At 60.8% G+C, this 25,580-nt stretch carries 21 protein-coding genes and 1 pseudogene; 6 read left to right on the forward strand and 16 right to left on the reverse strand.

Annotated features, from left to right (window positions below):
- Positions 1-136: 136 nt before the first annotated feature.
- The 14 genes from AC0GUR_RS11550 to AC0GUR_RS11615 form a co-directional block, all read right to left on the reverse strand.
- The gene (locus AC0GUR_RS11550) at positions 137-1,480 is read right to left on the reverse strand and encodes a hypothetical protein (RefSeq protein WP_472877621.1); all 1,344 of its coding nucleotides are present in this window, start codon (positions 1,478-1,480) and stop codon (positions 137-139) included.
- Positions 1,477-3,105, reverse strand: a complete 1,629-nt coding sequence (locus tag AC0GUR_RS11555) for a vWA domain-containing protein (protein ID WP_472877622.1) — start codon at positions 3,103-3,105, stop codon at positions 1,477-1,479. The genes AC0GUR_RS11550 and AC0GUR_RS11555 overlap by 4 nt, the downstream gene beginning before the upstream one ends.
- Positions 3,105-4,130, reverse strand: a complete 1,026-nt coding sequence (locus AC0GUR_RS11560) for a VWA domain-containing protein (protein ID WP_472877623.1) — start codon at positions 4,128-4,130, stop codon at positions 3,105-3,107. The genes AC0GUR_RS11555 and AC0GUR_RS11560 overlap by 1 nt, the downstream gene beginning before the upstream one ends.
- Positions 4,117-4,623, reverse strand: coding sequence for a DUF4381 domain-containing protein (locus AC0GUR_RS11565; RefSeq protein ID WP_472877624.1), 507 nt, complete (start codon positions 4,621-4,623; stop codon positions 4,117-4,119). Before AC0GUR_RS11565 ends, AC0GUR_RS11560 begins: the two co-directional genes overlap by 14 nt.
- A gap of 5 nt (positions 4,624-4,628) precedes the next feature.
- On the reverse strand, positions 4,629-5,579 hold the full coding sequence (locus AC0GUR_RS11570) for a DUF58 domain-containing protein (RefSeq protein ID WP_472877625.1): 951 nt from the start codon (positions 5,577-5,579) through the stop codon (positions 4,629-4,631).
- A gap of 10 nt (positions 5,580-5,589) precedes the next feature.
- Entirely contained in the window at positions 5,590-6,570 is a 981-nt protein-coding gene (locus tag AC0GUR_RS11575) for an AAA family ATPase (RefSeq protein ID WP_472877626.1), read from the reverse strand.
- A gap of 28 nt (positions 6,571-6,598) precedes the next feature.
- Entirely contained in the window at positions 6,599-9,112 is a 2,514-nt protein-coding gene (locus tag AC0GUR_RS11580) for a spermidine synthase (RefSeq protein ID WP_472877627.1), read from the reverse strand.
- A 146-nt stretch (positions 9,113-9,258) separates the two neighbouring features.
- Positions 9,259-10,923: an arylsulfatase gene (locus AC0GUR_RS11585; protein ID WP_472877628.1), complete on the reverse strand. Its 1,665-nt coding sequence runs from the start codon at positions 10,921-10,923 to the stop codon at positions 9,259-9,261.
- A gap of 671 nt (positions 10,924-11,594) precedes the next feature.
- On the reverse strand, positions 11,595-13,274 hold the full coding sequence (locus AC0GUR_RS11590; RefSeq protein ID WP_472877629.1) for an arylsulfatase: 1,680 nt from the start codon (positions 13,272-13,274) through the stop codon (positions 11,595-11,597).
- A 90-nt stretch (positions 13,275-13,364) separates the two neighbouring features.
- Positions 13,365-14,387, reverse strand: a complete 1,023-nt coding sequence (locus tag AC0GUR_RS11595) for an HAD family hydrolase (protein ID WP_472877630.1) — start codon at positions 14,385-14,387, stop codon at positions 13,365-13,367.
- 431 nt (positions 14,388-14,818) lie between these two features.
- Positions 14,819-15,133 carry a GDCCVxC domain-containing (seleno)protein gene (locus AC0GUR_RS11600; RefSeq protein ID WP_472877631.1) on the reverse strand — a complete coding sequence of 105 codons (315 nt, stop codon included), beginning with the start codon at positions 15,131-15,133 and terminating at the stop codon, positions 14,819-14,821.
- On the reverse strand, positions 15,133-15,504 hold the full coding sequence (locus tag AC0GUR_RS11605; protein WP_472877632.1) for a hypothetical protein: 372 nt from the start codon (positions 15,502-15,504) through the stop codon (positions 15,133-15,135). Before AC0GUR_RS11605 ends, AC0GUR_RS11600 begins: the two co-directional genes overlap by 1 nt.
- Position 15,505: 1 nt before the next feature.
- Complete coding sequence (locus AC0GUR_RS11610; RefSeq protein WP_472877633.1) at positions 15,506-15,649, reverse strand: hypothetical protein; 144 nt, start codon at positions 15,647-15,649, stop codon at positions 15,506-15,508.
- Positions 15,650-15,724: 75 nt separating this feature from the next.
- Complete coding sequence (locus tag AC0GUR_RS11615) at positions 15,725-16,561, reverse strand: helix-turn-helix transcriptional regulator (protein WP_472877634.1); 837 nt, start codon at positions 16,559-16,561, stop codon at positions 15,725-15,727.
- 171 nt (positions 16,562-16,732) lie between these two features.
- On the opposite strand from AC0GUR_RS11615, the gene AC0GUR_RS11620 reads away from it, so the two are divergent.
- The 3 genes and pseudogenes from AC0GUR_RS11620 to AC0GUR_RS11630 all read left to right on the forward strand — a co-directional run.
- Positions 16,733-17,827 (forward strand): isocitrate lyase/PEP mutase family protein, encoded by a 1,095-nt coding sequence (locus AC0GUR_RS11620; protein ID WP_472877635.1) that lies wholly within the window; start codon positions 16,733-16,735, stop codon positions 17,825-17,827.
- A 16-nt stretch (positions 17,828-17,843) separates the two neighbouring features.
- Positions 17,844-18,803, forward strand: a complete 960-nt coding sequence (locus AC0GUR_RS11625; RefSeq protein WP_472877636.1) for a transporter family protein — start codon at positions 17,844-17,846, stop codon at positions 18,801-18,803.
- 202 nt (positions 18,804-19,005) lie between these two features.
- Positions 19,006-19,320 (forward strand): annotated as a pseudogene (locus tag AC0GUR_RS11630) (toll/interleukin-1 receptor domain-containing protein); the annotation flags it as partial.
- On the opposite strand, the gene AC0GUR_RS11635 reads toward AC0GUR_RS11630, so the two are convergent.
- The gene (locus AC0GUR_RS11635; RefSeq protein ID WP_472877686.1) at positions 19,285-19,770 is read right to left on the reverse strand and encodes a hypothetical protein; all 486 of its coding nucleotides are present in this window, start codon (positions 19,768-19,770) and stop codon (positions 19,285-19,287) included. The pseudogene AC0GUR_RS11630 and the gene AC0GUR_RS11635 sit on opposite strands and share 36 nt — an antisense overlap.
- On the opposite strand from AC0GUR_RS11635, the gene AC0GUR_RS11640 reads away from it, so the two are divergent.
- The 3 genes from AC0GUR_RS11640 (at position 19,738) to AC0GUR_RS11650 (ending at position 23,440) form a co-directional block, all read left to right on the forward strand.
- Entirely contained in the window at positions 19,738-21,198 is a 1,461-nt protein-coding gene (locus AC0GUR_RS11640) for a tetratricopeptide repeat protein (RefSeq protein ID WP_472877687.1), read from the forward strand. The two genes, AC0GUR_RS11635 and AC0GUR_RS11640, sit on opposite strands and share 33 nt — an antisense overlap.
- 79 nt (positions 21,199-21,277) lie before the next feature.
- Entirely contained in the window at positions 21,278-21,652 is a 375-nt protein-coding gene (locus AC0GUR_RS11645; protein WP_472877637.1) for a hypothetical protein, read from the forward strand.
- A 93-nt stretch (positions 21,653-21,745) separates the two neighbouring features.
- Entirely contained in the window at positions 21,746-23,440 is a 1,695-nt protein-coding gene (locus AC0GUR_RS11650; RefSeq protein WP_472877638.1) for a hypothetical protein, read from the forward strand.
- 147 nt (positions 23,441-23,587) lie between these two features.
- Here AC0GUR_RS11650 and AC0GUR_RS11655 read toward each other — a convergent pair whose 3' ends face one another.
- Positions 23,588-25,561, reverse strand: a complete 1,974-nt coding sequence (locus tag AC0GUR_RS11655; RefSeq protein ID WP_472877639.1) for an MGH1-like glycoside hydrolase domain-containing protein — start codon at positions 25,559-25,561, stop codon at positions 23,588-23,590.
- Positions 25,562-25,580 lie beyond the last annotated feature (19 nt).

The following is a 25,580-nucleotide window of genomic DNA, read 5'->3' on the forward strand; positions in this document are numbered from 1 at the left end:
TGTTCTCTCTCCGATGCTTGCGTTATGACTATGGCGCCCCATCCAGGGGGTGCTCTTTTTTTTAAACAGCCTGCCGGCATGGTAGCGGGCGCGTGCGATGAAGCCGTGAAGCCGCATCATCACCCGCTGCTCCTGCTCACAACGACGGATTCAAAGGCGGCAAGGCTGACTGACTCCACCACCCATGTCGCCGTTTCCACTGCCGCCTTACGTCCGAGAGCCGATCGACCAGGGCTGATGCCGACCATGTTGCAGCGCTCTTTCCGTACATGGTGTCCTGCAAAGCATTCCATTGATCCCGCAGCGCAGTATCGCCATACCGAATGGCCCACGCCGCCACGCTCACTGGCGCGCCGTCGTCGGCGGCACGGCGGACCCAGGCATCCACCACCGCCGCCAACGTCGCTGCGGTGGTGGTGTGGCGCTGGCGAACCACAGCACGGAATGCAACGGACTCGGCATGGCGGCGCCGATAGCGCCAGGCCTTCCATCGTTGCCATTGCCGCGTGCACGTGTCACGGAAATACCAGACAAGCCACGCCAGCACGACCAGCGCCAAAGTGAAAATGCCGAGGTCGCTCGTCAGCCACTCGATAAGGCGAGGCATGAAGCCGCGCTGGGGCAAGGCAAAGCGCGGTTTGTCCACCGCGCCCCACCACGCATGAAAGTGCACCGCCGGCACCGTGCTCTCACGCCACTCGCGCGTACGGCTGTCCATCCAGCGCAGGGTCAATGTCGGCAGGGTGTAACGGCCACGGCTGTCGATCACATAACTGACGGTATCCACCCGGTCGCCGCCCACGAAACCACCGTGATTGTCGATCGCGTCCTTGATGACGGGTGACGCCGGATACAAGGTCAAACCCTTGACCTTGGCGAACGATGGGGGCGGCAGCATCATCGCTGGCGCGCCTTCGGCGGAGATCTCGATACGACGGGTCACGCTGTCACCTACACGCAGACCGCTATCCTGCGGCGTGACGGTTTGCGTCACCTTCACCGAGCTGGCGATCAGTGCCTCGGTGACACCCGGTGGCAACACCAGCGCCTGCACCTTCAATGAAAGCGGTTGCGTCTCCACGGCAACGGGGGTGCGCTGTGCGCCAAGGTGCGTGGTGATCTCAAACGACGGAATCACCAGTGCACCCGACATCAGCGGCGTGATGAGATAGGTTCGCGATACACCCGTCCACGTCTGGCCGTTGACGGTCTCCACCAGGTGCCCGGGCGTTTCGTCGGAGAGCGCCAGATAGGCGCCATCTAAGTGCAGCTCGGGAAGCACCGGCGCATCGGTGAAGAAATCCGGTGTCAGCAGATCCACGACGATGCGCGTGGTCTCACCCTGCATCAGGTCACCGCTGGGCTCCTGATGGACACGCACCTGCACAGGTGACGCCGCGGGTGCGGGCGGCGGCGCCGATTGATCGGCATGGGCTACCACCGCTACGAGGCACAACGCCCACCACAGCCAGGCCCTCATGGTTGCGGTCCTGCGGCTGTCGATGCTGGAGCAGGCGCGGCAGGGGCAGGTGCTGTCCCGTTCTCGATGCTGAACTTGGTCCGAAGAAAATCCGCTGGCGATACGCTGAGGTTGCGCATCCAAACATCCGGGGGCAGCTGCACGGGACGCTTGGCCTCCATTTCCGTGGTGGCTTTGGCCTTCTTACCCTCCTTATCTTCCTTGACCTCGTCAGGCTTCAACTCATCGTCCTCATCTTCGGGCGGCACCTGTTCGCGCTGCTTCATCAGCTGCACCATCAAGCGGAGATTGGCCTCCGCCTCAGGAAACGGCTGTCGCATGCGCAGCGCCTGGTTATAGGCGTCCTTGGCTTCCTCATATTCGAACTGGTGCGCGTAGCTGTTGCCGACCATGAGCTTCGCATCCGCGCCCGGCAGCGTTTCGAAGATCTTGCGCGCGTCGTCCCAACGGCCATGCTGGTAGAACGCCCAGGCTTTCCAGGTCGGATTCTGGAAGTGCTCGGCTGCCCGTCCGAAGTCGCGATGGTCGTAGTACCAACGCCCTTGCTGATCGGGCGTAAAGAACCAGTCGGCCACGTGCCAGTCCGCAGCCGCAGCGGGCGAAGGCATCGCCCCGAGCCCAATGAAGCCAAGCACGAACACCCAGCGCACCATCCAGCCCCGCCGAAACCAGAACAGCGCCAGCAGCACCAGGGGATAGCTCAGGTAATAGCCGTACTCCTTCCAGTGCACTGACGTCTTGTCGCTGACGATCTGCAAGTGATGCACCGCCTCGCGTTGTACCCACTGCATGTCGGCATTGCTCGCAGTGATACTTGCCAGCGGAATATGCGCCTGCGAAGCGAGCCGCTGCAGCGCCGCATCGTCGAGCTTCGCCTCCACCGGGTCACCGTCTTGCCCTGTCTGCATGGAGCCGTTGGGTGCTCGCAACGGACCGCCCTTGGTCGTTCCCACGGCAAGCATCAACACCTGTTGCCGCGAATGCTGGCGATGCGCAACGAAAGCCGGTATCTGCGTGTCGTCAAAACCGCTGGTAAAGAAGACGATGGTGCCTGGGTCGGTTTCCGCATTGAGCAGCTTGTCGGCCAGCGTGAGCGCCGCGCTGGCGTTCAAGCCATTACCTGGCAACAGGTCGGTGCTGAGTGCTGACAGAAACATTTCCATCAGCGCCGCATCATCAGTGGGCGGCAGCACCATATGCGCCGTGCCCGTATACACGATAAGCCCGGTACGCCCACCCACACGCAACGCCATCAAGTCGCGGACCTTCTGCTTGGCCCGTTCCAGCCGTGTGGGCGACACGTCAATGGCGTTCATCGCGGGCGACAGATCCATGGCGACCACCATCTGCGCGCGATCTTCCGCGAACGGTGGTGACTCCAACTCCCAGGTAGGTCCGGCACAGGCCATGCTGCCGATGACGATCACCGCGCAGACCAGATGAATCGGGCGCGGATGCCAACGCTCGCTGTCGCCCACGACGAGGTGCGCCAGCAAGTGTGGCGCAATCATGCCCTTCCACCGCTGCAACGGATCGTTGCGCCGCTGCCACCACCACAACAGCAGCGGCCCAAGTGGCAGCAGCAGCAGCCACAGCGGACGGATGAAATGGAAGCCCTGATCCATCACTCAGCTCCCGGTGCGTCAGACGCCAGTGACGATACTGTGCGCTTGCGCGCCAAGGGGACCAGCACGCCGAGCATCAACAGGTGGTACGCCACGATAAGCAACAGCGCCACGCCCAACGGGATGTAATAGAGCTTGACCTTGGGCCGAAAGACGGAGTGCTTCACCTTGCTGGGCGTCATCTGGTCGAGCAATGCATAGATATCGGCCAACTGTTCGCGGTTCTCGCCACGAAAGCTCCGTCCACCCGTCACGGCTGCGATCCGCTTGAGCGCGTCCAGATCCACGCGGTTCTCGCCCTTGGCGTTCGGGTCGCCGATACCAATGGTGTGGATGATGATGTGGTTGGCGTTGGCGATTTCCGCCGCCTTGTCCGCCGGAATGCGGCCGGCCGTGTCATTGCCGTCGGTGAGCAGGATCAGTACACGCTCGCGCTGCTTGGAATGTTCGGTCATCTTCACGGCCACGCCAATCGCATCGCCGATAGCGGTCTGCTCACCCGCCATGCCCACACGCAACTCGTCGAGCAGTTCGCGTACCGCCACGTGGTCACGGGTCAGCGGGGCCTGCGGAAAAGCATTGGTGCCAAACACGATAAGGCCGATGCGATCGGTGGCACGGCGATTGATGAAATCGTCCACCACGCCTTTGACGGCGCTCAGTCGATCGATGCGCTGCCCCTGCGGATTGAGAAAATCTGGCGTCGCCATGGATCCGGACAAATCGATCGCGAGCAGCAGATCGCGCGCCGACTCGGTGCGCTCAATCGGCGGCTCCAGCCGCTGTGGACTGGCGAGCGCCAGCACCACCAACGCCCAGCACACCGGCGCCAGCACACGGCGCAGCCAGTTGCCACGCAACACCACGGCGCCACGAGCAGGCGTTTGCCCCGTTGCCTGGGTCAACTCGTCAAAGAACGGTACGCGAACCGCGCGGGTTCGCTCGCCATACGGTGGACACAGCCACCACACCAACAAGGGCAAGGGCAACAGGGTCAGCAGCCACGGATACTCAAGCTGCAACATGGCCGTCGATCCATTGGTGCAGCAACGCCATCAGCGCAACGAGATCGTCATTGCCAATCTCGTCGCCACCATAAGCCAACCCATCCAGCTTTCGGCCAGGCCCCTGCACGAAGCCACCCGCGGGATACGTTTGATCCAGATAGCGCAGCCAGGCCTCACCACTCATCGGTCCCACCTCCTGCCGCGGTGCCCAGGCAAGCACCGTGCGCTTGACCAACGCAGGGATAGCCGCCAACGCGCCAGCTCGCCGCGCAGGGTCAGCCATGGCCTGCTCGATCATAGCCAGCTCGGCAGCAGCCTCACGTCGATAGCGATTGCGCCACCAACGGTGCAAACGAATGAACGAGACCACGAGCACGGCAAGCAGGATGATTCCCAGCAGCACCCACCATCCCGCGGTCTGCGGCATATAGGACACGGGCGGCGGCGGCGAAATGTCTTTGAGGTCGGCGATGGAAGCCATCGGCGGTGTCTTGGCGGGAATCACGAGCACGGTGCTTACCCCCGCCTCTGCGCAAAATGGCCAAGCAACCGGGCCACCTGCAGCAGTGTGGGCTGCTCGGTGTCGATGGCCAGCATCGGCACGCCACAGCGTTGCACCAAGTCCACCGCCTCCTGCAGGCGCTCACCGAACATCATGCTGAGCGGCTCGCGGATGGTTCTACGTCCGAAATCCAGCTCCACCTGCAATTCACCCTCGGTCACCACGATCTTGCCGCGATCGGGTATGGCGCGCGCCGAAGGGTCGAACACCAAGGTGGCGATCACATCGTTGTGCGACGCCAGCTCGCGAATAAGCTGCATGGTCTGCTCATTCGCCCCGAGAAAATCACTGACGATGCACACCAGATAGTCATGCGTCGCCAGATGAAGCGCAGCGCGCAACGCGGCATCCAGCTGGCCGGCATTGATACGCGCGGGGCTGTTGGCGCGCAGCGCCTGGTTGCTGCGAGCCAGCGCGCCGAGCACCGCTTGCACGCGCGTGCGACTGCGATGTGCGCGAATGCTCTCTATGTGGTCGTCGTCGAAGATCACGGCGCCCGCGCGATCGCCGGCCTGGAAAGCCATCCAGGCACCCAGCGCCGCCACTTCGGCAGCCACCACCGATTTCATGGCGCGGCTCGTCCCGTAGAACATCGAAATTCGTTGGTCCACGATGAACAATGCCGGGCGATCGCGTTCCTCGGTATACGAGCGCACCATGGCATGACCGACGCGCGACGACACCTTCCAGTCCAGGTGCCGGATATCGTCACCAGGCACGTAAGCGCGGATCTCCTCGAAGTTCAGCCCACGCCCACGCAGGCGTGATGCATGCCTGCCCGCCAGGATGCTGTGGTGCGGACGGTGCGGGGTGATCCTGAGCCGGCGCGCGTCGTACTCCAACCGCGCGAGATGCGCGGCAGTGACATACACCGTACCCACATCACTGGCTGTTACGTCTGCCATGGCCGCAGGCTCAGGCCGGCACCGCTACGAGCTCCAGAATCTTGTCGATCACCTGATCGGCTTGAATGCCTTCGGCGCTGGCGTCGTAAGAAAGAATAAGACGATGACGAAGCACAGGATGAACCATGGCGCGCACGTCGTCCGGCGTCACATGGCCTCGCCCTTCCATCCACGCATGGACGCGTGAAGTGCGCTCCAGCGCAATACCGCCGCGCGGGCTGGCACCCACCTGAATCCAGGTCGCCAGCGTCTTGTCGAAATTGGCCGGGTGACGCGTGGCGTCGACCAGCGCCATGATGTACTGCTCGATGGCGGGCGCGACATGCACGGCATGAATTTCCCGACGCGCTTCAAAGATGCTATCCGGCTCGATCCGCATCGCCTGCACAGCAGACGCGTCGCCGTCGCCACCTACTTCCTCGCTGCGTACCAGTTCCAGCACGCTGATCTCACTATCCTTGTCCGGATAGTCCACCAGCACCTTCATCAGGAAGCGGTCGAGCTGCGCCTCCGGCAACGGGTAGGTACCTTCCTGTTCGATGGGATTCTGTGTCGCCATCACGATGAACAGATCGGGCATCTTGCGGGTTGTCCCCGCCACGGTGATCTGCCTTTCCTCCATCGCTTCCAGCAACGCCGCCTGCACCTTCGCGGGTGCGCGGTTGATCTCGTCCGCAAGAATGATGTTGCCGAAGATCGGTCCGGGTTGAAACTGAAAAACGTTCTGGCCGCCCTGCTGATGCAGCACCTCGGTACCCGTGATGTCCGAGGGCAGCAGATCGGGCGTGAACTGAATGCGGCGCATTTGGGTATCGAGGTTCTTCGCCAGGCTCTTGACCGCGCGTGTCTTGGCGAGACCCGGCAGGCTTTCCAGCAGCAGGTGTCCGTTCGCCAGCAGACCCACCACCATCTGACGGATCAGATCGCGCTGCCCGATGATCGACGTACCCATCTGCGTCTGCAGAGTTGAAATAGCCTCTTTCGCTTTCATGTGTCCTCGCTGCTCCATCGCGGGTAGATCAGGGACCGCCACCAGCAATCCATCGGTAGTACGGGTTCTGGCCATCCGCCTGCATCACCAGCCCCAACGCTTGGGACCATTGGTCACGATCACCCTGATACGCGGCCAAGCCTGAAGCATAGAAAGTGAAAAGAAGGTCGCGTTGCTGATGCATGGCCTCGGTCAACTCCGGGCTTGCGCCAAGCACTGGCGGCTCGGTATGTAGCGCGATCAGCTCCGGCAGCACGCGAACAATCTCGTTGCGACGCACCCAAGTGGCGTACTCGATGCTGGGGTGGTCGTCCGTTACGGCAGGCGTGTTGCCCGCGTACTGCTCCAACCCCGCGCGATCACTCACCCATGTAGCGAGTAAAGCGGCGGGCGTAGCCACGCCAACCTCGCCAAGCGCCTTCGCAACCGCCGGTTGCTGGAAGCGCTGCTCGATCTGCGCCGCGTTCAGCTCAATCGGATCGTTCGAACCGACCAGCAGCATTTCGTGCAGCTCGGTGGTCCACAACGTGGCATGCGGGAAAGCATCGAGGAAAGCGCGCACCATGGCGCGAGAGTCTTCGTCGTTCTGCGTCGGTATTGGCCACCACTGCGCCAGCACGCCACCGGGCGCCAGTCGCTTCGCCGCCAATTGATAGAAGTCGCGCGAATAGAGGTTCACCACGCCAGCAGCCGAGGGCGGCGGCGGCTCGAGCGTGATCATGTCGTAGGTTTCGTTGCTGGCCAGCAGTTCACGTCGACCGTCGCGCAGGCGGACATCCAGGCCCGGATCGCTGCCTGCGTGATAGTTGCCCTGAAACTGGGACGCCGCACGCACCACAGCCGGCAGCAACTCCGCACAAACTCGCGTGGTGAGCCCGGGATACTGCGAAAGTGCACCCGCAGTGATGCCAGTACCAAAGCCGATCACCAGCGCCGAGCGTGGCTCGCCACGATGGATGATCAACGGCAGCAATGCCTGCAGGCGCATATAGCGTTGGGATGGCAAGGTGTCGCCCGAGTTAGACACGCCCTGGATATACAAACGGTGGAAGCGATTGTCGCCCTGCCCCTGCTCGAGTACAGCCACGGTGCCGCCGCGACTCTCTTCGTAATAAGTCAAATCGCCGCCGCGCGTTTCGGCGAGCAAGTTGGCAAGCTTCTGCGGGGGCGTGAGCACCGCTGCCACCAGTGTGCAGACAGCTAACACAGCGACAGCCCAGTGCGATCGCGGCCTTGACGTAGCGCCCATGAACACCGCGACCATGCCCACGATAGATGCTGCCAACGCGAGCAATGCCAGTGAGCGCACCAGCCCAATCGCCGGCACCAGCACAAACCCGGTCAATGCCGTGCCAGCGATGCCCCCGAGCGTGTTGAGCGCGACAGCAAACCCAACGCCTTGCCCGCTGCGCCCCGGCTGCGACGACAGGCGAAGCACTGCCGGGAAAGCTGCACCAAGCAGCAAGGTGGGAAGCAGCACCAGGGCACCGGCCGCCACGGCAAAACGTGCGGACATCGCAACCAAGCGGCTACCCGTGAGTGAAGTCGCCAGACCCGCTGCCTGACTTTGCAGCATGATCAGCCAGTCACCGAGCATGCCAACCTGCAGCAGCGCCACCAACCCGGCCAGGCCGATCAGCACACCAAACGCGAGCCAGCCATCGCGAACGCGATCGGCAAAGCGCGCGTAGATGGCGCTACCCATCATCAAGCCCAGCAGGTAGATCGCCAGCATGACCGCGAACGCAAACGCTCGCGTACTCATGAATTGCACGACTGTCTGCGACCAGATGACCTCGTAGCCGAGCGCAATACCGCCAGCGACCGCGTAGAGAACCAGCGCCAATCGAGCACCGCGAGACATGGGCTCAGTTTTCGCCGTCGGGGTGGGTAACGGTGACAATGCGCGACGATCCAGCGCCAGCGCCACTAGCGCCACCGCCACGTTGACCGTTGCGGCGACCATCGCTGTACCCAGCACACCAAATGTGGGTATCAGCGCGAAGGGAGCAGCTAGCACTCCGACGATAGCGCCAGCGGTGTTGGCGGCATAAAGGCGCCCACCTGTACCCGACACGCTGTCACGAACACTTGCGCGCACCAGTACCGGCAACGTCCCACCCATCGCCACCGCCGGGATGCCGACCAGCGCAAACGGCAACAGCCACGCCAGCCAGCCGATGTGTCGCTCAAGAATGGCGAACGATGCAGCACTGTGTGCCAGCAACACGGTAGCCGCGAGGGCCAGCAGGGCCACAGCACCTTCCAGCCACGCGTACAGACGAAGGGGGCGTTGCAGGCGATCCGCCTTGCTGCCCAGCCATGCACCGCCGACGGCAAGTCCAGCAAAGAATGCGCTTACTGCAATGGTGACCGCATAGACCTCTACGCCAACAACCAGCGATAGCTGTTTGATCCACAGCAGCTGATAAACCAGCGAGGCCGCGCCGGAGCCGAACAGGAGCAGCGCAGGTGCGATGGCCTTTGATGAAGCGGCAGGTGTCGCCGCGAAACTTTGTTTTCCAACACGGGGAGGATGCATGGCAGGCATGGAACTCGCGCGGGACTGGATTCCTCTCGAGTATAGGCAGGAATCAGCGCGCAGTGAGCTACTTAAGTAAGAATGAATGACAACGCTTAAAGGAGGGCGGATAGCCTCGTTGCCATCCGCCCCGTACCACGCAAACGTTACTTAGACTGCTTCTGCTGCAGCTCACGCTTCAGCGCATCGGTTGCCTGATCAATGGTGAATGATGCCGGGATCTGGCTCGGCGGATAGTCCTTGAACGTGGACAGCATTTTGAAGGCTCGCAGATTGCCTTCCACCATGAGATAGTCGTTTTCGAGCGCCCAGGCGTAATAGCTGTTGGTTGGGCCAAGGTCCGCGCGCTCATAAGGATCCATGCGCAGGTTGAACAGCTTGGGTACACGTCCGCAGCTGAACTGATTGATCCAGATCTGCATGCCACCTGGCGCCTTCTGCTCGCAGAACTGAACCTTCCACGCCGTCGGCCGCACGCCACCCGGCGTGATCGTATCGAAGCGAACCGCCATCAGCTGCGCATCGTCATTGAAATAGAAGAACTCGCTACGCGGCCCAACGTTTGTCTTACCGGTGAGATACGGCAGGAAGTTGTAGCCATCCAGATGCACCTTGAAGTTCTTGCCACCGACGCTGGTGCCCTTGAGCAACTTGTTGGTGATATCCGCGTCGCCTGCGGCCGCCACCAGGGTCGGGAACCAGTCCAAGCCGGATATCAGCGTGTTGCTGACCGTATTCGGTTTGATATGGCCCGGCCAGCGCACGAGAGCCGGGGCGCGGAAGGCACCTTCCCAGGTGGAGTCCTTCTCACTGCGGAACGGCGTATTGGAGGCGTCTGGCCAGGTGAAGAAATTCGGGCCGTTATCCGTGGTGAACACCACGATGGTGTTCTTGGAAACGCCAGCCTCTTCCAGAGTCTGCAGCAGCTTGCCAACATTCTGGTCCATTTCCCACATGCCATCGGCGTACATCTGGCCCTTGCCGACGCCCGCCTTACCCTCGAACTCAGGCCTCACGTGGGTGAATACGTGCATGCGCGTGAAGTTCATCCACACAAAGAATGGCTTCTTAGCGTCTGCCTGCTTCTTGATATAGGACATCGCCGCACCGGTCGTTTCGTCGTCGATGGTCTCCATGCGCTTCTTGGTAAGCGGGCCGGTATCCTCAATCTTGCCGTCCGCATAGGAGTGGATCACGCCTCGCGGGTTGTAGTGGGCAAGGAACTCGGGGTTGTTGCTCGGCCAGTAGGCGCGTTCCGGCTCCTCTTCCGCATTGAGGTGGTAGAGGTTGCCGAAGAACTCGTCAAAGCCGTGATTGGTCGGCAAAAACTCGTTTCGGTCACCCAGATGGTTCTTGCCGAACTGTGCCGTGCCGTAGCCCATCGACTTCAATACCTGGGCAACGGTGACGTCGCGGGCCTGCAAGCCGACTGGGGCCCCGGGCAGACCCACCTTTGACAGACCCGTGCGCAACACGTTCTGACCGGTGATGAAGGTCGCTCGGCCCGCCGTACAACTGTTCTCGGCGTAGTAGTCGGTGAAGATCATGCCCTCGCGGGCAATGCGATCAATATTGGGCGTGCGATAACCGGCCATGCCCATGGTGTACGCGCTGAGGTTGGAAATGCCCACGTCGTCACCAAAGATGACGAGGACATTGGGCTTCTCGTTGCTGCTGGCGGTGTCGTTAGTAGTGGCCTGCGCCTGAACGACTGGAGGCTGCATAGTGAACGCGGCGGCGGCGATCAGTGCCGTCGTCATCACCGAGGCCAGCGATTTCATCAAGGTACTTCGCTTCCATGATCGAAACATGGTGGTGCTCCTGGTTTAGCTTGACTGCGGCATGCAGCCAACATCGATGTCCCTCCCCACATGGCATCGGAGCCCCGAGACCAACCGATCCGATGCCATGAACGGCTCGCTGTACGGCCAAATACAGTGGCCTTAGAGCGATACCGGGGAGAGGCACGTAGGCTGCCCAAGCCGCCTTGTAGGCGACAGCGCGCTAGAACCCGTTGCGATGTAGGCCTTGAACGCGACGCTAGGCTGGCGCAGGACCACTGGCGCCTCTGAACCATGGGGACGGGTGCCCAGTAAGTGGTAGTCACTGACCCTCATGTAGGGCAATGCTTTCACACGAGTCAGCGCAGGGGCTTCACGTGGAGATTCGCGTAGCCATTCACCGCAACGCGTCGTGTCGCGACTGGCCACAAACCCGGCCACCAGCAACGTGCAGGGCCCGAACTCGAAGGGCGACTTGATGGTGTGAGGTAACGGCAAGAAGATGTCCTCCGTGCGGCAGGCGGAGGATGATGTCGTCACGACGCAAATCCACGGAAGCAGCGATGTCTGGGGCCGTTCAGCGTCTGCTGTGATCAGGTGCTGTGCAACAACGCAGTGTCAAAACGCAAGCTGCCCGCACAAGGCGGGCAGTTGCGAATCGGATGACATCGACGGCGTCCTTGCCGTCAACTTATATCACCTCACTTACCCTGCTGCTCCTTCTGCAGCATCGCCTTCAGCCGCTCGACCTGCTGGTCGATGTTGAAAGACGCAGGTAGCTGGCTCGGTGGGTAGTCCTTGAAGGTCTGCAGGAATACGGTTGCAGCCATCACACCCTCGACCGTGACATAGGCATTTTCCGTCATCCAGCGATAGTAGCCTGTCGTCGGTCCGATATCGGCGCGCTCGTACGGATCCATGCGCAAGTTGTAGAGCTTGCCGAGGCGCAAGCAGGTGAACGGCTCCATCCAGATCTGAAGGCCGCCCTGCGCACGCTGTTCACAGAACACCTCCTTCCATGCATCCGGATGGGTAGCACCCGGCGGAATGGGATCCCAACGCACCGCGACTAGCTGGGCGTCATCGTCAAAGTAGTAGAACTCCTTGCGTGGACCGAGATTGGTTTTGCCAGTCAGATAGGGCAGGAAGTTGTATCCGTCCAGATGCACCTTGAAATTCTTGCCCCCGACGCTGGAGCCCTTGAGCAGCTTGTTGGTGATGTCCGCATCACCTGCTGCGGCGACCAGGGTCGGGAACCAGTCCAGACCCGATATCAGCGTATTGCTGACCGTGTTGGGCTTGATGTGACCCGGCCACTTGACCATCGCCGGCACACGGAAGGCACCTTCCCAGTTGGAGTCCTTCTCGCTGCGGAACGGCGTATTCGCGGCATCCGGCCAGGTGAAGAAGTTCGGTCCGTTGTCGGTGGTGAATACGACGATGGTGTTTTTAGAGACACCGGCGTCCTCGAGCGTCTTCAGCAGCTTGCCGACGTTCTGATCCATTTCCCACATGCCATCGGCATAGTCATGACCCTTGCCGAGCCCGGCCTTACCGCTGAACTCCGGACGCACATGGGTGAAGATATGCATGCGTGTGAAGTTCATCCACACGAAGAACGGCTGTTTGGCGTCTGTCTGCTTCTTGATATAGGAGATCGCCGCACCGGTCGTTTCGTCGTCGATGGTCTCCATACGCTTGCGGGTGAGCGGACCGGTGTCCTCGATCTTGCCGTCCGAAAAGGAGTGGATCACGCCACGCGGGTTGTAGTGGGCAAGAAACTCGGGGCTGTTGCTCGGCCAGTAGGGACGCTCGGGCTCTTCTTCGGCATTGAGGTGATACAGATTGCCGAAGAACTCGTCGAAGCCGTGCTTGGTTGGCAGGAAGCGATCCTGGTCGCCGAGATGGTTCTTGCCGAATTGTGCCGTGCCATAGCCCATGCTCTTCAAGACCTGGGCAATGGTCACGTCACGATCCTGCAATCCTACCGGTGCACCTGGCATGCCCACTTTCGACAGGCCGGTACGCAGTACCGTCTGCCCCGTAATGAAAGTTGAGCGGCCCGCAGTACAGCTGTTCTCGGCGTAATAGTCCGTAAAGATCATGCCTTCATGGGCAATGCTGTCGATGTTCGGCGTGCGGTAGCCGATCATGCCCATGGTGTAAGCACTGATGTTCGACTGACCGACGTCGTCGCCAAAGATCACCAGGATATTCGGCTTGCCGTTATCCGATGATTGGCCCTGTTGTTGATCCTGTGCCGCCGGCTGCGCTTTCACAGTCGTTGGCTGGATGGTGACCGCGGCCATGACGAGCAATGCCGTCGTGACCACGGTGGTGAGTGACTTCAAAAACGTACTACGCTGCCTCGGCCATAACATGGGAAACCCTCCTGATGTACATGACTGCGCCAGGCAGCCAACGGTGATCACGCGAGTCGTTCCACACGGCGCCTTGGCGGGAGCCGCGTGTTATTTCTTGGTTGCTTGCTCGGGTGGAAAGATCACTTTCCAGTCGTTCTTCATATCCACCACGGTCCACCCTTTGGCCGTGGCTTCGTCCAACGCCTTGTCCAGCTTGCCGACCGATGATTGGCGGTCGTAGGCAAACTCGCGCACACCGTCGGTGTGGTGCACCAGACCGGCAAAGCGCGGGCCATCGCCCGACATGGTCCACTCCAGCATTTGCTGGTCACCGTCGGAGTTGCCGAAGGCGATAATGGGTTTGCGCCCAATGAAGCGCTCGATACCGACAGGCTTGCCCGCGTGGTCGTCGACCAGCGTCACCTTGGCTTCCTTGATCAGCACGGGGTGACCCTCGCGAAACTGGAACGTGAGTTCACCCTGGCTACCGATCACCTGTTCGGGCGGCACGCCATACACCGCTTCGGCCCACGCGCGCATGAAGTCCTGACCACCACCGGAGACGATGTAGGTCTTGAAGCCGTTGTCTCGCAGGTAGTGGAGCAGCTCCAGCATGGGCTGGTAGACCATCTCGGTGAATACGCGGTGCGTTCTGGGGTGACGTGCTGTGGCCACCCACTCGTTGACGCGCCGGGCGAACTCATCCGTGGTCATGCCGGCGTGAGTGGCAGCAATCAGTTCCGCCGCACCTTTCTCGCCGGATGCGGCGAGCCCCTTCATATCGCCTGCCAACGCCGACTTGAATGGCTCTGTGGTCTGCCATTCGGGGTGTTGTGGCGCCTGCGACTTCACCTGGTCGATCACGAAAAAGAACTCGGAATAGATCGGCTGTTCCGCCCACAGGGTGCCGTCGTTATCGAAGGTAGCAATACGCTGTTCCGGTGGAACGAAATCCGGTGAGCTTTTGGTCGTGACTCTCTTTACGAAGCTTTCAATGCTTTGCTTGGTCTGGCCGTCGCTCCAGGACGGCAACGGATCCGTGGCTGCCATACAGGCATTGGCCCAAAGCAGAAGAGCGGCCAGCCATACGAATGGCACCGACTTCCAGAAGGATCGCTGGTGGTGATTCATGGTTCTTTCCTTGATTGAGGAACGATCACCATACGAACCTAGTAAACCCCTTTCGATCAGTGATGGCTGCGCGACGAGTAGGCCAGCCACTCGACAGTGCCGGCCCATGCGCAAGGCATGCGGCAAAGTTCCTTCATCCCCACGTTTGAGACAACGGGAGGTCTACTTAGCGGTACTAAGCAAAATTACGGTATCGGCAAAAGTGAAGGCCAGAACGGCGAAAACACCACGCCAGTTTGACAATCCGTTGACGTAGCCAGAGAGGACCTGCCACCGGTCCTGGGCGACGCGCCACGCTTTCCGCTGTCGGCACGTTGCCGGCATGCGAGATGCCCTGCCTTGCTGTAGCGGGGATTGAACAACAACGACGACAGCGAAACCCTGTCGTCAATCATCAGCACGCTCTTTGCGCTGCACTCGCAGCAAAACGCTCAATGACTGCCGCAGCAATTTCCTTGCTGTTGAATCGGTGGGCACGGCACCGTGCCATAGGAGCAAAACACGCAGCAGTCGCCCTGCTTTGGGCGCAGCAGTACGCCGCACCCAGCGCATTCATAGAAGAACACGCAGGCATGGGTAGGCATGGTTTCGGTGACCTGATGGCCACACTCCGGGCAGGTAAGTGTGGACTCCAGGATCAAGCTGTTGGCCGGGCTGGTCGCCATGATCTTTGGCAAGCGAGTGGGCAATGGCACATCGTACATCCGTCGGGCGATGGCGGGTGTTCGCCACAGAAAGCAGCACATCACCAAATGCTGGCCACCGGCACGATCAGCTTGAAACCCGTCCCAAGGTCGTACTCGTGCGCATCAGCCGTCGTCGGAACGGATTGTTCGCTCACACAAAGGCGCTCATCCCGGGTTGCCACCCGGAGGTCCGCGTTGATCCGGTACACAAACGCTGCCCTGCTTTGCGCAGCGCGATAGGCGCCGATGCGTTTCTCGATCTCCAGCACCCGCGCCACCCTGTCCACGCCATCGTCTTCGTACTTGCCCTGTAGCAGCGCTTCAATGTGGCTTACCACGAGGTCCGGCGCCGAGAGATCCTCGGCGCCGAAAGCAAGATGTGACATGCCAAGCGCCATCGCTACAAAGACGAAGCGCATGCGCAGGCTCACGTCAGGGTGTTCCCTTGGCGTTGGCTTCGCGCAGCTTCTGGGCGCACTCCTCGCAACATACTTCGACCACGCGACCGCCGATGGTCACATGGATCGCATTGCCATCCAGCGGGTAGTCGCATACGGCACAGGTCTTTTCGCTCATGTCCATTCTCCTTGGTTACCCCTATTGGGTGAACCAAGAAGACCATGTGCGGGCACAGGTGCGCTGTCGAATTCTTTAGCTGTCCGCAACCTGGGAAGAGCGGCGAAACTCGGTGGGCGACCTGCCGAAGGCGCGACGGAAGGCGCTGGCGAAGTGGCTATGGCTGGAGAATCCCAGTTCAGCCGCGAGGGCCGAGAGATCCTCGTACTCGTCCATCATGTTTACCGCGCGGGCGAGGCGTAGCTGTAACTGATACTGATACAGCGGTATGCCTTCAACCTGACGGAATACTTGCGTCAGGTAAACCGGCGAACTGCCGATGGCCTTGCCGATGTCGGCCAGCGTCCAACGTCGCGAAAGGTCGCTGGCCAGCAACAACTTCACCCGGTCGGCGAGGCGTCGTCGCGCGTGAGTGGAGGTCGACTCATGCGTCGTGCGCGGTCCCAGGCTACGACTTACCAGTGTCAGCACCAGCGCCTCAGCTTCTAACTGTTCGATGGCTCCGTTATCCAAGGTGTGCCGAAGCAGTGCTACCAGCGCCTGCGCTCGCGCGTCGATACGCAATGACTGACGACGGAACGCAGTTCGGCCACCTGGCTGCACCAAGGACTGGGGTGTCAGCTCGGCCAGCAGTGACTCATCAAGGCTCAGGGACAGGCAGGCATCACCACCGTCCACGGGATGGCTGACCTGGTACCCCTCCTGTGCATTGAAGAACAGCACGTGGTTGGCATCGGCAACCGCCTGATCCGACCCAAGATGTCGCAGATACACACCGCGATAGGGAAAGACTAGCTGGGTGGCCGCGGCGCACTCCTCCGCGCTGCGGTGACGGCATTCACCACCGCACTGAACGCGGCGCAGCTTCAACGACTCAGTGGCCAGCAGTACGTCGGAGCGAAAGTTCGACATGCTTTCTGTACCCGAAAGAGCGCTTTGCGACAGAAGCACAAGCTTAGTCCACCGGATTTCCCGCCGCCTGTGCCGTCGGTCAAGCGACTAAAGATTCTGACAGCGGCGGCAGCGGCCTGCATGGTCTTCTACACACGCCCCGCAGGGTGGGCGCTGCATAAGACGAAAGCCATGAACCGCGAACAGATCGCCCGTGCGGAACGTTTCCACCAGCGGCACGCTGAGTCCAGCCCGCTGGTGCTCCCCAACGTATGGGATGCCGCCAGTGCCCGCATTGTGGAGCAGGCCGGCGCGGAGGCCATTGCCACCTCCAGCGCCGCCATGGCCTGGGCGCTGGGTTATCAAGATGGCGAACAGGTGCCTGTCGAAGTCTTGTTGGAAGCTTGCCATCGCATCAGCGACGTGATCTCCGTGCCATTCACCGTGGATATCGAACGCGGCTATGGCGAGACGGCGAGCAACACCGGCGGCCTGGTTGGCGCCCTGATCGAACTCGGTGCGGTGGGCATCAATATCGAGGATGGCGTGGTCTCAGGCACCAACACCCTTGCCGATCCTCGCATCCTGAGCGAGCGCATTGCCTGCGCCCGCTCCGTAGCGGAGCATCGAGGCCTGCCGCTCTTCATCAATGTGCGTATCGATGCCTACTTTGTCGCCGGTACGGACGCGAAGACGCGGCTGGAGGAAACGCGGACGCGCGCCCTTACCTATGCCGCAGCCGGTGCCGACGGCATCTTTGTGCCGGGGCTTGCTGACCTGAACGACATGGCCGATCTTGCAAGTTCGATTCCGGTACCCCTCAACATCTATACGGGCTACCCCGGTGCACCGAGCGTTGCCGAACTCCAGCGTGCCGGCGTGCGTCGCATCAGTCTGGGATGCGGCCCGATGCAGGCGGCCATGGCGCATCTGGCGACCATTGCCAGGGAAGCACTGAACGAGGGACGCTTCGACACCATGGGTGCCAACATGCTGACCGTCGGCGAAGCCAACGCACTGTTCACCCCGGTGCATCGGGCTGCACCTGACGCGCCGCGGCGGCAACCGGTAACAAGCATGGGTGACGGGCCGGTAGCCCTGTTGCTGGGCCGTCCCAGGCAGGTTGCTGCGCGGCACGATGATCAGCGCCGCACGATCGAACTCACTACGAGAAACGGCACACCGCAGCTGACATCAAATCATGCGAGCCTTTGCATTGAAGCAGACCATGGCTTGCGTCAGCTGCTGAACCAGCTTGCTGCATGGCTGTTCGGACCCAACCATTGAGACAATCGGATCGATGATGCTCAGATTTCTGTCCATGGCGCCGTGGCTGCTACTAGCCATCAGTTCTCCGGCATTCGCGGCGCTGGACGATGCCTCCTCGGCCGGCGGTGATCGTCAGTCGCTGAGCGATGCATGGTGGACCGGCCCCTTGATCGCCAACTCCGCTGGGGCGCTACCACAGGGTCACTATCTGATCGAGCCTTACCTGTACGACGTACGCTCACCACACCTCGACAGCTTCGGTTCGCTCACCTATCTCCAGTACGGCGTCACCGACCGGTGGATGGCCGGCCTGATTCCCACGTTCGCCTATAACCGTGTCAACAACGGGCCAAGCAGCGACAACATTGAGCCGGGTGACCTGAGTGTGCAGGCGCAATACAGCCTCCACTCGTTTCACGAAGGCAGCTGGATACCGGCTATGGCGCTGATGGTGCAGGAGACCTTGCCCACTGGCCGATATGACCAACTGAACCATCCACTGGCCGACGCGCAGGGCAACGGCACCTACACCACCACCATCCAGCTCAACACGCAAACCTATTTCTGGCTTCCCAATGGGCGCATTCTGCGTATGCGCTTCAACATCGGCGGAACCTTTTCCAGTGATGCGTCGATTCGCGATGTCAGCGTCTACGGCACGCCACCGGGCTTTCGCGGCCATGCAAGTCCCGGCAACGGCTTTCTGGTCAATGCCGCGTGGGAATACAGCATGACGCAACGCTGGGTCCTCGCGTTCGATCTGGCCTATCACTACACCAACGGTGGCAAGGTCCATGGCACGGTCACATCACAGAGTGGTGTCACGCCGCTGAGCTATCACATCGGATCAAGCGCAAGCTTCGCGTTTGCGCCTGCCATCGAATACAACTGGCGCAGCAACCTCGGCGTCATCGTTGGCGTGCGCGTGTTCACCGGAGGCCACAACAGCACCGACACGGTGACGCCTGCCATTGCCCTCAACTACGTCCACTGATGCGCACAGGCGCTTTGTCAATTTCGCGTGAAAGTTCACACGTGAAAGGCCAGAGCACAAACAGCGCGGATACACGTGATACCCTCGCCCCGCCATAGGGGTGCAGGCCACTGATCCTGGCCAGCGTTGCCATACCACCGCCCGATGTACGAGGACTCCCTGGCAAGGGAATGCGCTGCCTTGTGCTGGAGAGCGGCTGGCTATGGCGACCGACGCTGCCCTACCGGAATTCCGGTATCGCGCATTTATCAGTTACAGCCACCAGGACAAAGACTGGGCTGGCTGGCTGCACAGAGCACTGGAGACCTATCGGGTTCCACGACGGCTGGTCGGGCAGACCACACCTGCAGGCGTCATACCCAGGCGACTCGCACCCGTTTTCCGAGACCGGGACGAACTCGCCAGCGCGACCGACCTCGGCAGCAAGATCAACGAAGCGCTACGCGAATCCGCCAACCTTATTGTCGTCTGCTCGCCGCGCTCAGCGGCTTCCCGATGGGTGAACGAGGAAGTGCTCGCCTTCAAGCGACTCGGGCGTAGTGATCACATCTTCTGCTTGATTGTAGACGGAGAGCCCGATGCGAGCGCGTTGCCTGGCCGCGAAAGCGAGGAGTGCTTTGCCCCCGCATTGCGCTTTCGGCTGGGCGACGACGACATACTGGGAAGCGAGCACACCGAACCGATCGCCGCCGACGCTCGCGATGGCAAGGACGGCAAAGCCAACGCCAAGCTCAAGCTCATTGCAGGCATCCTTGGTATCGGCTTTGACGCACTGAAGCGCCGCGAGCTGCAGCGACGCACGCGGCGCATGACGGCAGTAGCCGCCATGGCGTTGATCGTGATGGCCATGACAACGACACTGGCCATCACAGCCGTCATAGCTCGCCACGCCGCAGAGCGCAGACAAAAGCAGGCGGAGGCGCTGGTCAGCTTCATGCTCGGCGACCTCACCGACAAACTGGAACAACAGTCGCGCCTGGATGTCTTGCAGTCGGTGGACGACCAGGCCATGGCCTACTTTCTGTCGCTGCCTTCGACTGACGTCACTGACGAGGCACTTGAACAACGCGCCAAGGCGCTCGAAAAGATCGGCAGCGTGCGCCAGAACCAGGGGCACCTGCAGCAAGCGCTCGAGTCGTATGAGGCCGCAGCAAAACTTGCGTCCGCACTGGTCGAATCATCGCCGTCCGATGCGGCACGCAAGCTTGCCTACGCAAACATCCTGGCGTTCATCGGCATGACCCAGTGGAAGCAGGGCGACCTGGATGCGGCACAAGAGAGCTTTCTCACAGCTCAATCGGTGCTTCAGGCCGCTGGGCGGGATGCACCAGGCAACAGTGATGTCACGTTCAAGCTGACCATCATCGACAACAACCTCGGTCATGTCATGGAGGCAGGCGACCGCGTGGATGACGCTTCCATCCATTACCGCAGCATGCTGGATCTCTGCAAAGGCCTTCATGCAATGCAGCCCGACAACAGCAAATGGACGCTCCAGCTCGGTCGCGCACATAACAATCTTGGAAAGATTGCACTCATGCGTGGCGATATTGCGTCGGCGATTGCAGAGTACAAGGCAGACGACGCGCTCGAATCCGCGCTTGCCGCACGCAACCCCAAAGACAATATGCAGCGCCAACACGTGCTGGTGGTCCGTGCCATCCTTGGCCGAACACTGGAGCTCGCAGGCGATATCGACGCGGGATCCACCGATCTACAGCAAGCCGTTGATATGGCGTCGCAGCTGGTGACATTTGACCCTCAGGACACTGACTACCAGGAATGCCTAGCGCTATACCAGACACAGCTTGGAAGTTTCCGTCGACTGACGGGAGATACAGCTTCTGCCAAAGCATTAGCCATGCATTCGGTGGACACCTTTCTTGGCCTTACCCGACAAGATCCGCTCAACACCGAATGGCAACGCGACCTTGCAGAGGCCAGGGTCGAGCAAGCGCAGCAATCACGTGATGCCGGGCAGATCGACGCGGCCCGAACACAACTTCAAGCCGCACAGCAGGCTCTCGGTACGGCGCTATCCAAACACCCTGGTGACAGAAGTACCTTACTTGCCACCGTGAACGCCATGCTGCTGGCCGCCGCGCTCTCAGGCGATGAAGCACTTGCATTACAACTGCGCAATGACGCCATGAAAGTAGTGCTTAGCGCCAAAAACGGCCGCAACGACCCCCGCTTGCTTTCGCTTCAAGCACAGGCGCTCCTGTCACTTCAACGCCATGCCGAAGCACAGCCCATCATTCGAAAGCTTTGGGAAAGCGGCTATCGTGACATGGCTTTCCTGCAGCTGATGCACAACGAAAACATCAGCTATCCCGTCAATGAAAGCTTTCAACAGAAATTGCTGGTGGCTACCGGAGACAACACGCATCGATAGTAGCCCGCACAACGAACGGGGGGATGTCGAGAACGGAAAGAGCGTCGGTATAAAAACCCAACCAAGTTAGGAGTCCGCCATGGCCAAAGATCTCTCTGTCGACCTCAACACGACCACCGGATTTCTGTTCGTCGATCACAAAAATACCGTGATAGACAAGCAGGACGATATCAACTGGCAACTCATCAACAACGCCGCATCAGGCCAGTTCAATACATTCGATGCGCCTCAACCGGGGTTCCAGTGGGCACCTGATCAGAACATCCCTGACGGTACGTTTAACTTGCCCTCGGAAAGCAACAACAACAAGAAAATAACGATGAAGGACAACTATCCGGGAGTCGGTGGACCTTGGGCGTACGAACTGGCCGTCACCATCAACGGCACGGTCCACGTAACGCAAGCCGTATCCATTGGAGGCGGCGTTAACGATCCAACCATCGAGAACAGGTAGCCAGCCTGGAAAGGAATCACTCCGATAATGGACCAACCCCTTTTTGGCCCAAATGTACGCTTGACGGTGCCCGCATCGGATCAAGGCGCACATATGAGTGTGCCTCTCGTTGTCGGTGTAACGAGCCACCGTAATATTCCCGCGCACGAGATCGAACCGGTACGACAACGTGTGCGGGACTTCTTTGCATTGATTCATCGGGAGTTTCCTGGGTTGCCCCTGCTGGTGCTATCTGCCCTGGCAGAAGGCGGCGACCAGTTGGTTGCGCAGGAGGCACTCACCGCTGGCGCTTCGCTCATTGCGCCCTTGCCCTTGCCACATGACCTGTATCTGGATGATTTCGTCCATCCCGACACACGCGCTTCCTTTGAAGCCCTGTACGACCGGGCCAGCATCGTGCAGCTTCCCAAACTGAAAGGCGTATCGCGTTCCGACATTGCCACGCCGGGTGCAGAGCGCGACAGGCAGTACGCCAAGGCGGGCGTCTACATCGCCAGTCATTGCCATATCCTTCTCGCGATCTGGGACGGGAAGGATTCCGGCCGTCTCGGAGGCACCGCGCAGATCGTGAACTATCACTTGAATGGCGAGTTACCCGGCCTGACCGTGCGTCATCGTGAGGCCCGTCATGTACTCGGTGGCGGTGACGAACGTTTGGTGTACCACATCGTTTGTTCGCGTGAGGGGGCGCATGACGACGTCGCGCCGGGCCTATCGCCTTTGCAGGTGGTATGGCGAACCGGCGACCATGTGTTCCCGGGCGACCAGCTGCCTGACGAGTTTCGCGCGATGTTTGCGCATGTGGCTGAGTTCAACGCGGATACTGCCAAGTACGGCGAGCAGATCGACGCTGCATTGGAAAGTGAGTCCGATAGCGGACCTGTCGATGACACGCTCATCGGGCGTCTGTTCCATGACGCGGACTGGCTGGCCATGCATTTCCAGAGGCGTGTACTGCTGGCCTTGCGTACAACCTATGTCCTGGCCGCACTGATGGGTATTGCCTTTACCTTCTATGCCCACCTGTCCGAGCAGGACTTTCTCATCTACACCTTTCTGCTGCTGTTCGCGCTAGGCGGTATCGTTGCCCTTCTCGCCCGCCACCAGGGATGGCACCGCAAATACCTCGACTACCGGGCCCTCGCTGAGGGTCTCCGCGTGCAGGCTTACTGGCGGCGCGCCGGCATCTCCGCAAGCGGCGACCATGAGTTTTCGCACGACCGCTTTCTGCAAAAGCAAAACATTGAACTGGGCTGGATTCGTCACGTCATGCGTGCCGCCGGCATCTACACGACCAGCGGTCTGGACAGCCACACGCCCGAAGCGTTGGCCAGCGTAATCAACGAGTGGGTCGGGAAGTCAGGCCAGAGCGGCCAACTTCACTACTTCGAGCGCAAGACCTTGGAGCGCACCGGCTTGCATCACGTCACCGAAACCATCGGCCTGGTCAGCCTTTGGGGTGGCATTTCGATCAGTGTCTTTCTTGCGGCGTTCGCGCTCAGATTGCCGGAGGGCATCAAGACAACGCTGGTGATGGTCATGGCGTTCCTGTCGATTGTTGCGGCCGTGCGCGAGGCTTATGCCTATCGGAAGGCCGACAAAGAGCTGATTCGCCAGTATCGATTCATGCAACGGATTTTCAGTAGTGCTCGCACCGCTCTCGACCGCACTGCAGATCCTGTCAAACAGCGCGAAATCCTTCTGGCGCTTGGCGATGCTGCCCTGACGGAACATGCGGAGTGGACGCTGATGCATCGCGAGCGAGATGTGGAGCACAGTAAGTTTTGAGCGACTCGGCGCCGCGGCTCATCCCTGGATGCCCGACAAACTCTACTTTCTCCCTCACGGTCATCCCCGCGAAAGCGGGGATGACCGTGATGGTGGGACGGGCGTAGCTATGGACCAGCGTTCAATACGCCATGAAGCAACGTGGCTTTATCGGGCGGCCTCCCGCAACAACAAGAGATAGCTCGCCGCCGACCAGCTGAAGTTAGGCGACTGGTAGCCATGTCCAGTAAGCGGATCATAGTTCTCGTACATCGGCACCTGCTGCGTCAGCCCCTGCGCATTGAGCACAAGCTTTCGTGCCATCGCATCAGCTTCATCTCGGAAACCATAGCGCCGCAGTGCCTCGACACCGAAATAGGACTGATCGAGCCACACTGGCCCTCGCCAGTAACCTTTGATGGGCGAGAAATGGGGATCGTCTTTGGCCAACGTAGGCAGCGGCATCACCGTGTCGAATTTGTTTGGATCGCGCATCGCCTTGCTCACGGCGCGCGCCTGCTCTTCGCTGGCAACGCCTGCCCAGAGCGGCGTCCACCCTTCCGAACCGTAGACGCGTACCCGCTTGTCGCTGCCGAGCGGAGCATCAAAGAAGTATCCCGCCGCCGAATCAAAGAAGCGCTGCTGGATCGCCATCTTCATCACGGCCGCTTCCTGCTGCCACTTGTGCTGATCCGCAGCCTTGCCGAGTACATGCGCCAGTTCTGCCAGCTCAAGCTTCTCTCGATAGAGGTAAGCATTGAGGTCGACGGATTCCTGATTGAGCGACCAGGCGCCATCGCCGTTCTTCACCATCACTGCATGATCGAAGCGCACGGCATTGTCCATGCCGCTTTCCCAGGCTGCCGCGATACGCGTGCCATCGGTGGAGCCGAACTCGGCCAGGCCATTGCGATCGTGATCGCGTGCGGCAAACCACCAGCGGTGATAACGCACCAGCTTGTCGTACATCTCGGCGACAAAGGTGCGGTCGCCGGTCTGGCGATAGATCGACAGCACCGCCCATGTGGCCAGCGGGGGCTTCGTGTCGCGCCAGTTGTTCTCCGCCTTGTCCAGGTAGACGCAGTCGGGAACCATGCCATCGGCACCCTGGTAGTCGAACATGGCGCGCATCTGGTCGCGCGCAAGATCCGGCGCGAAGTAGGCAAGCGCGGCAGCGTGCTTCCACGAATCCCATGACCAGAAGCCGTTGAAGTCGGGATTGGAATATGACGGAATCACGCCGTCGTGACGGAGGTCGCCGCGCGCCGCGCGCCAGTTGCCCAGCAGCGTCAGCATGGATTTGACCGCGACGCGCTGCGCCACGTCGTCGGGCAGGCCCTGCAGGTGACTCAACGATGCGTGTTGCAGATACTCCGCCCAGCGTTCGCGATTTGCGCGCCATGCGGCGCTGGCGTCGACGGATGGCGGCGTTTCTTTGTCCTTGTCATAGACCAGGGTCTGGTCCACGAAGACGCTTATGGTCTCGCCGGGCTTCAGTGCCAGCGGGGCACCGAGGGCGATCTGGTACACATTGCCCTTGATGGTGACCCGGCCGTGGTCATCCCCATGTAATTGCGTGGTCAGCGTGCTGCGACCGTGGTCGAAGCTCTGCACCACCTGCCCGGCATCTTCTGCGAGGTGGGAACCTGGCAAGGCCATCGCACGCTCCACGACGGAAAGATCCATCGTTCGCTCCATCGTGGAGGTGATGTCAATCTTCACAACGGCGTGCCACGAATCGGCAAAGAACAAAGTCTGGCGGACTGACAGATCGGGCGCGGAGTAGCTGCGCACCAGATAACCCGGAGCCGCGTGGCTTTCGACGGGCGTCAGTACCACCTTCTTATGACTCGCCGCATCGCTTAGCACCAACTCGGCAAAACGCGTTCCTGCCCATTGACCGCCCGCGAGACTGTGCACGAACGGCCCGGAAAAGCCGGTGGAACCGTCATCACCGGACGGCAGGCTGTAGCCGTGCCAAGCACCCGCGTCAAAGAAGATGTTGAAGCTGCGGTCGTCCGCGGTCTTTGGCGTGCCATGCATATCCAGCACATCAAGGAAAGCGTCGGCTTTCCCGGCCGTGTTCGCTGCGGTCGCTGCGTGCGCACTTGCACCCATCAGCGCCAAAACGAAGGCAAGCATCGCGATGCGCCGGTGCCTA

The sequence above is a fragment of the Dyella sp. PARNA 12/25 genome (assembly GCF_055702865.1).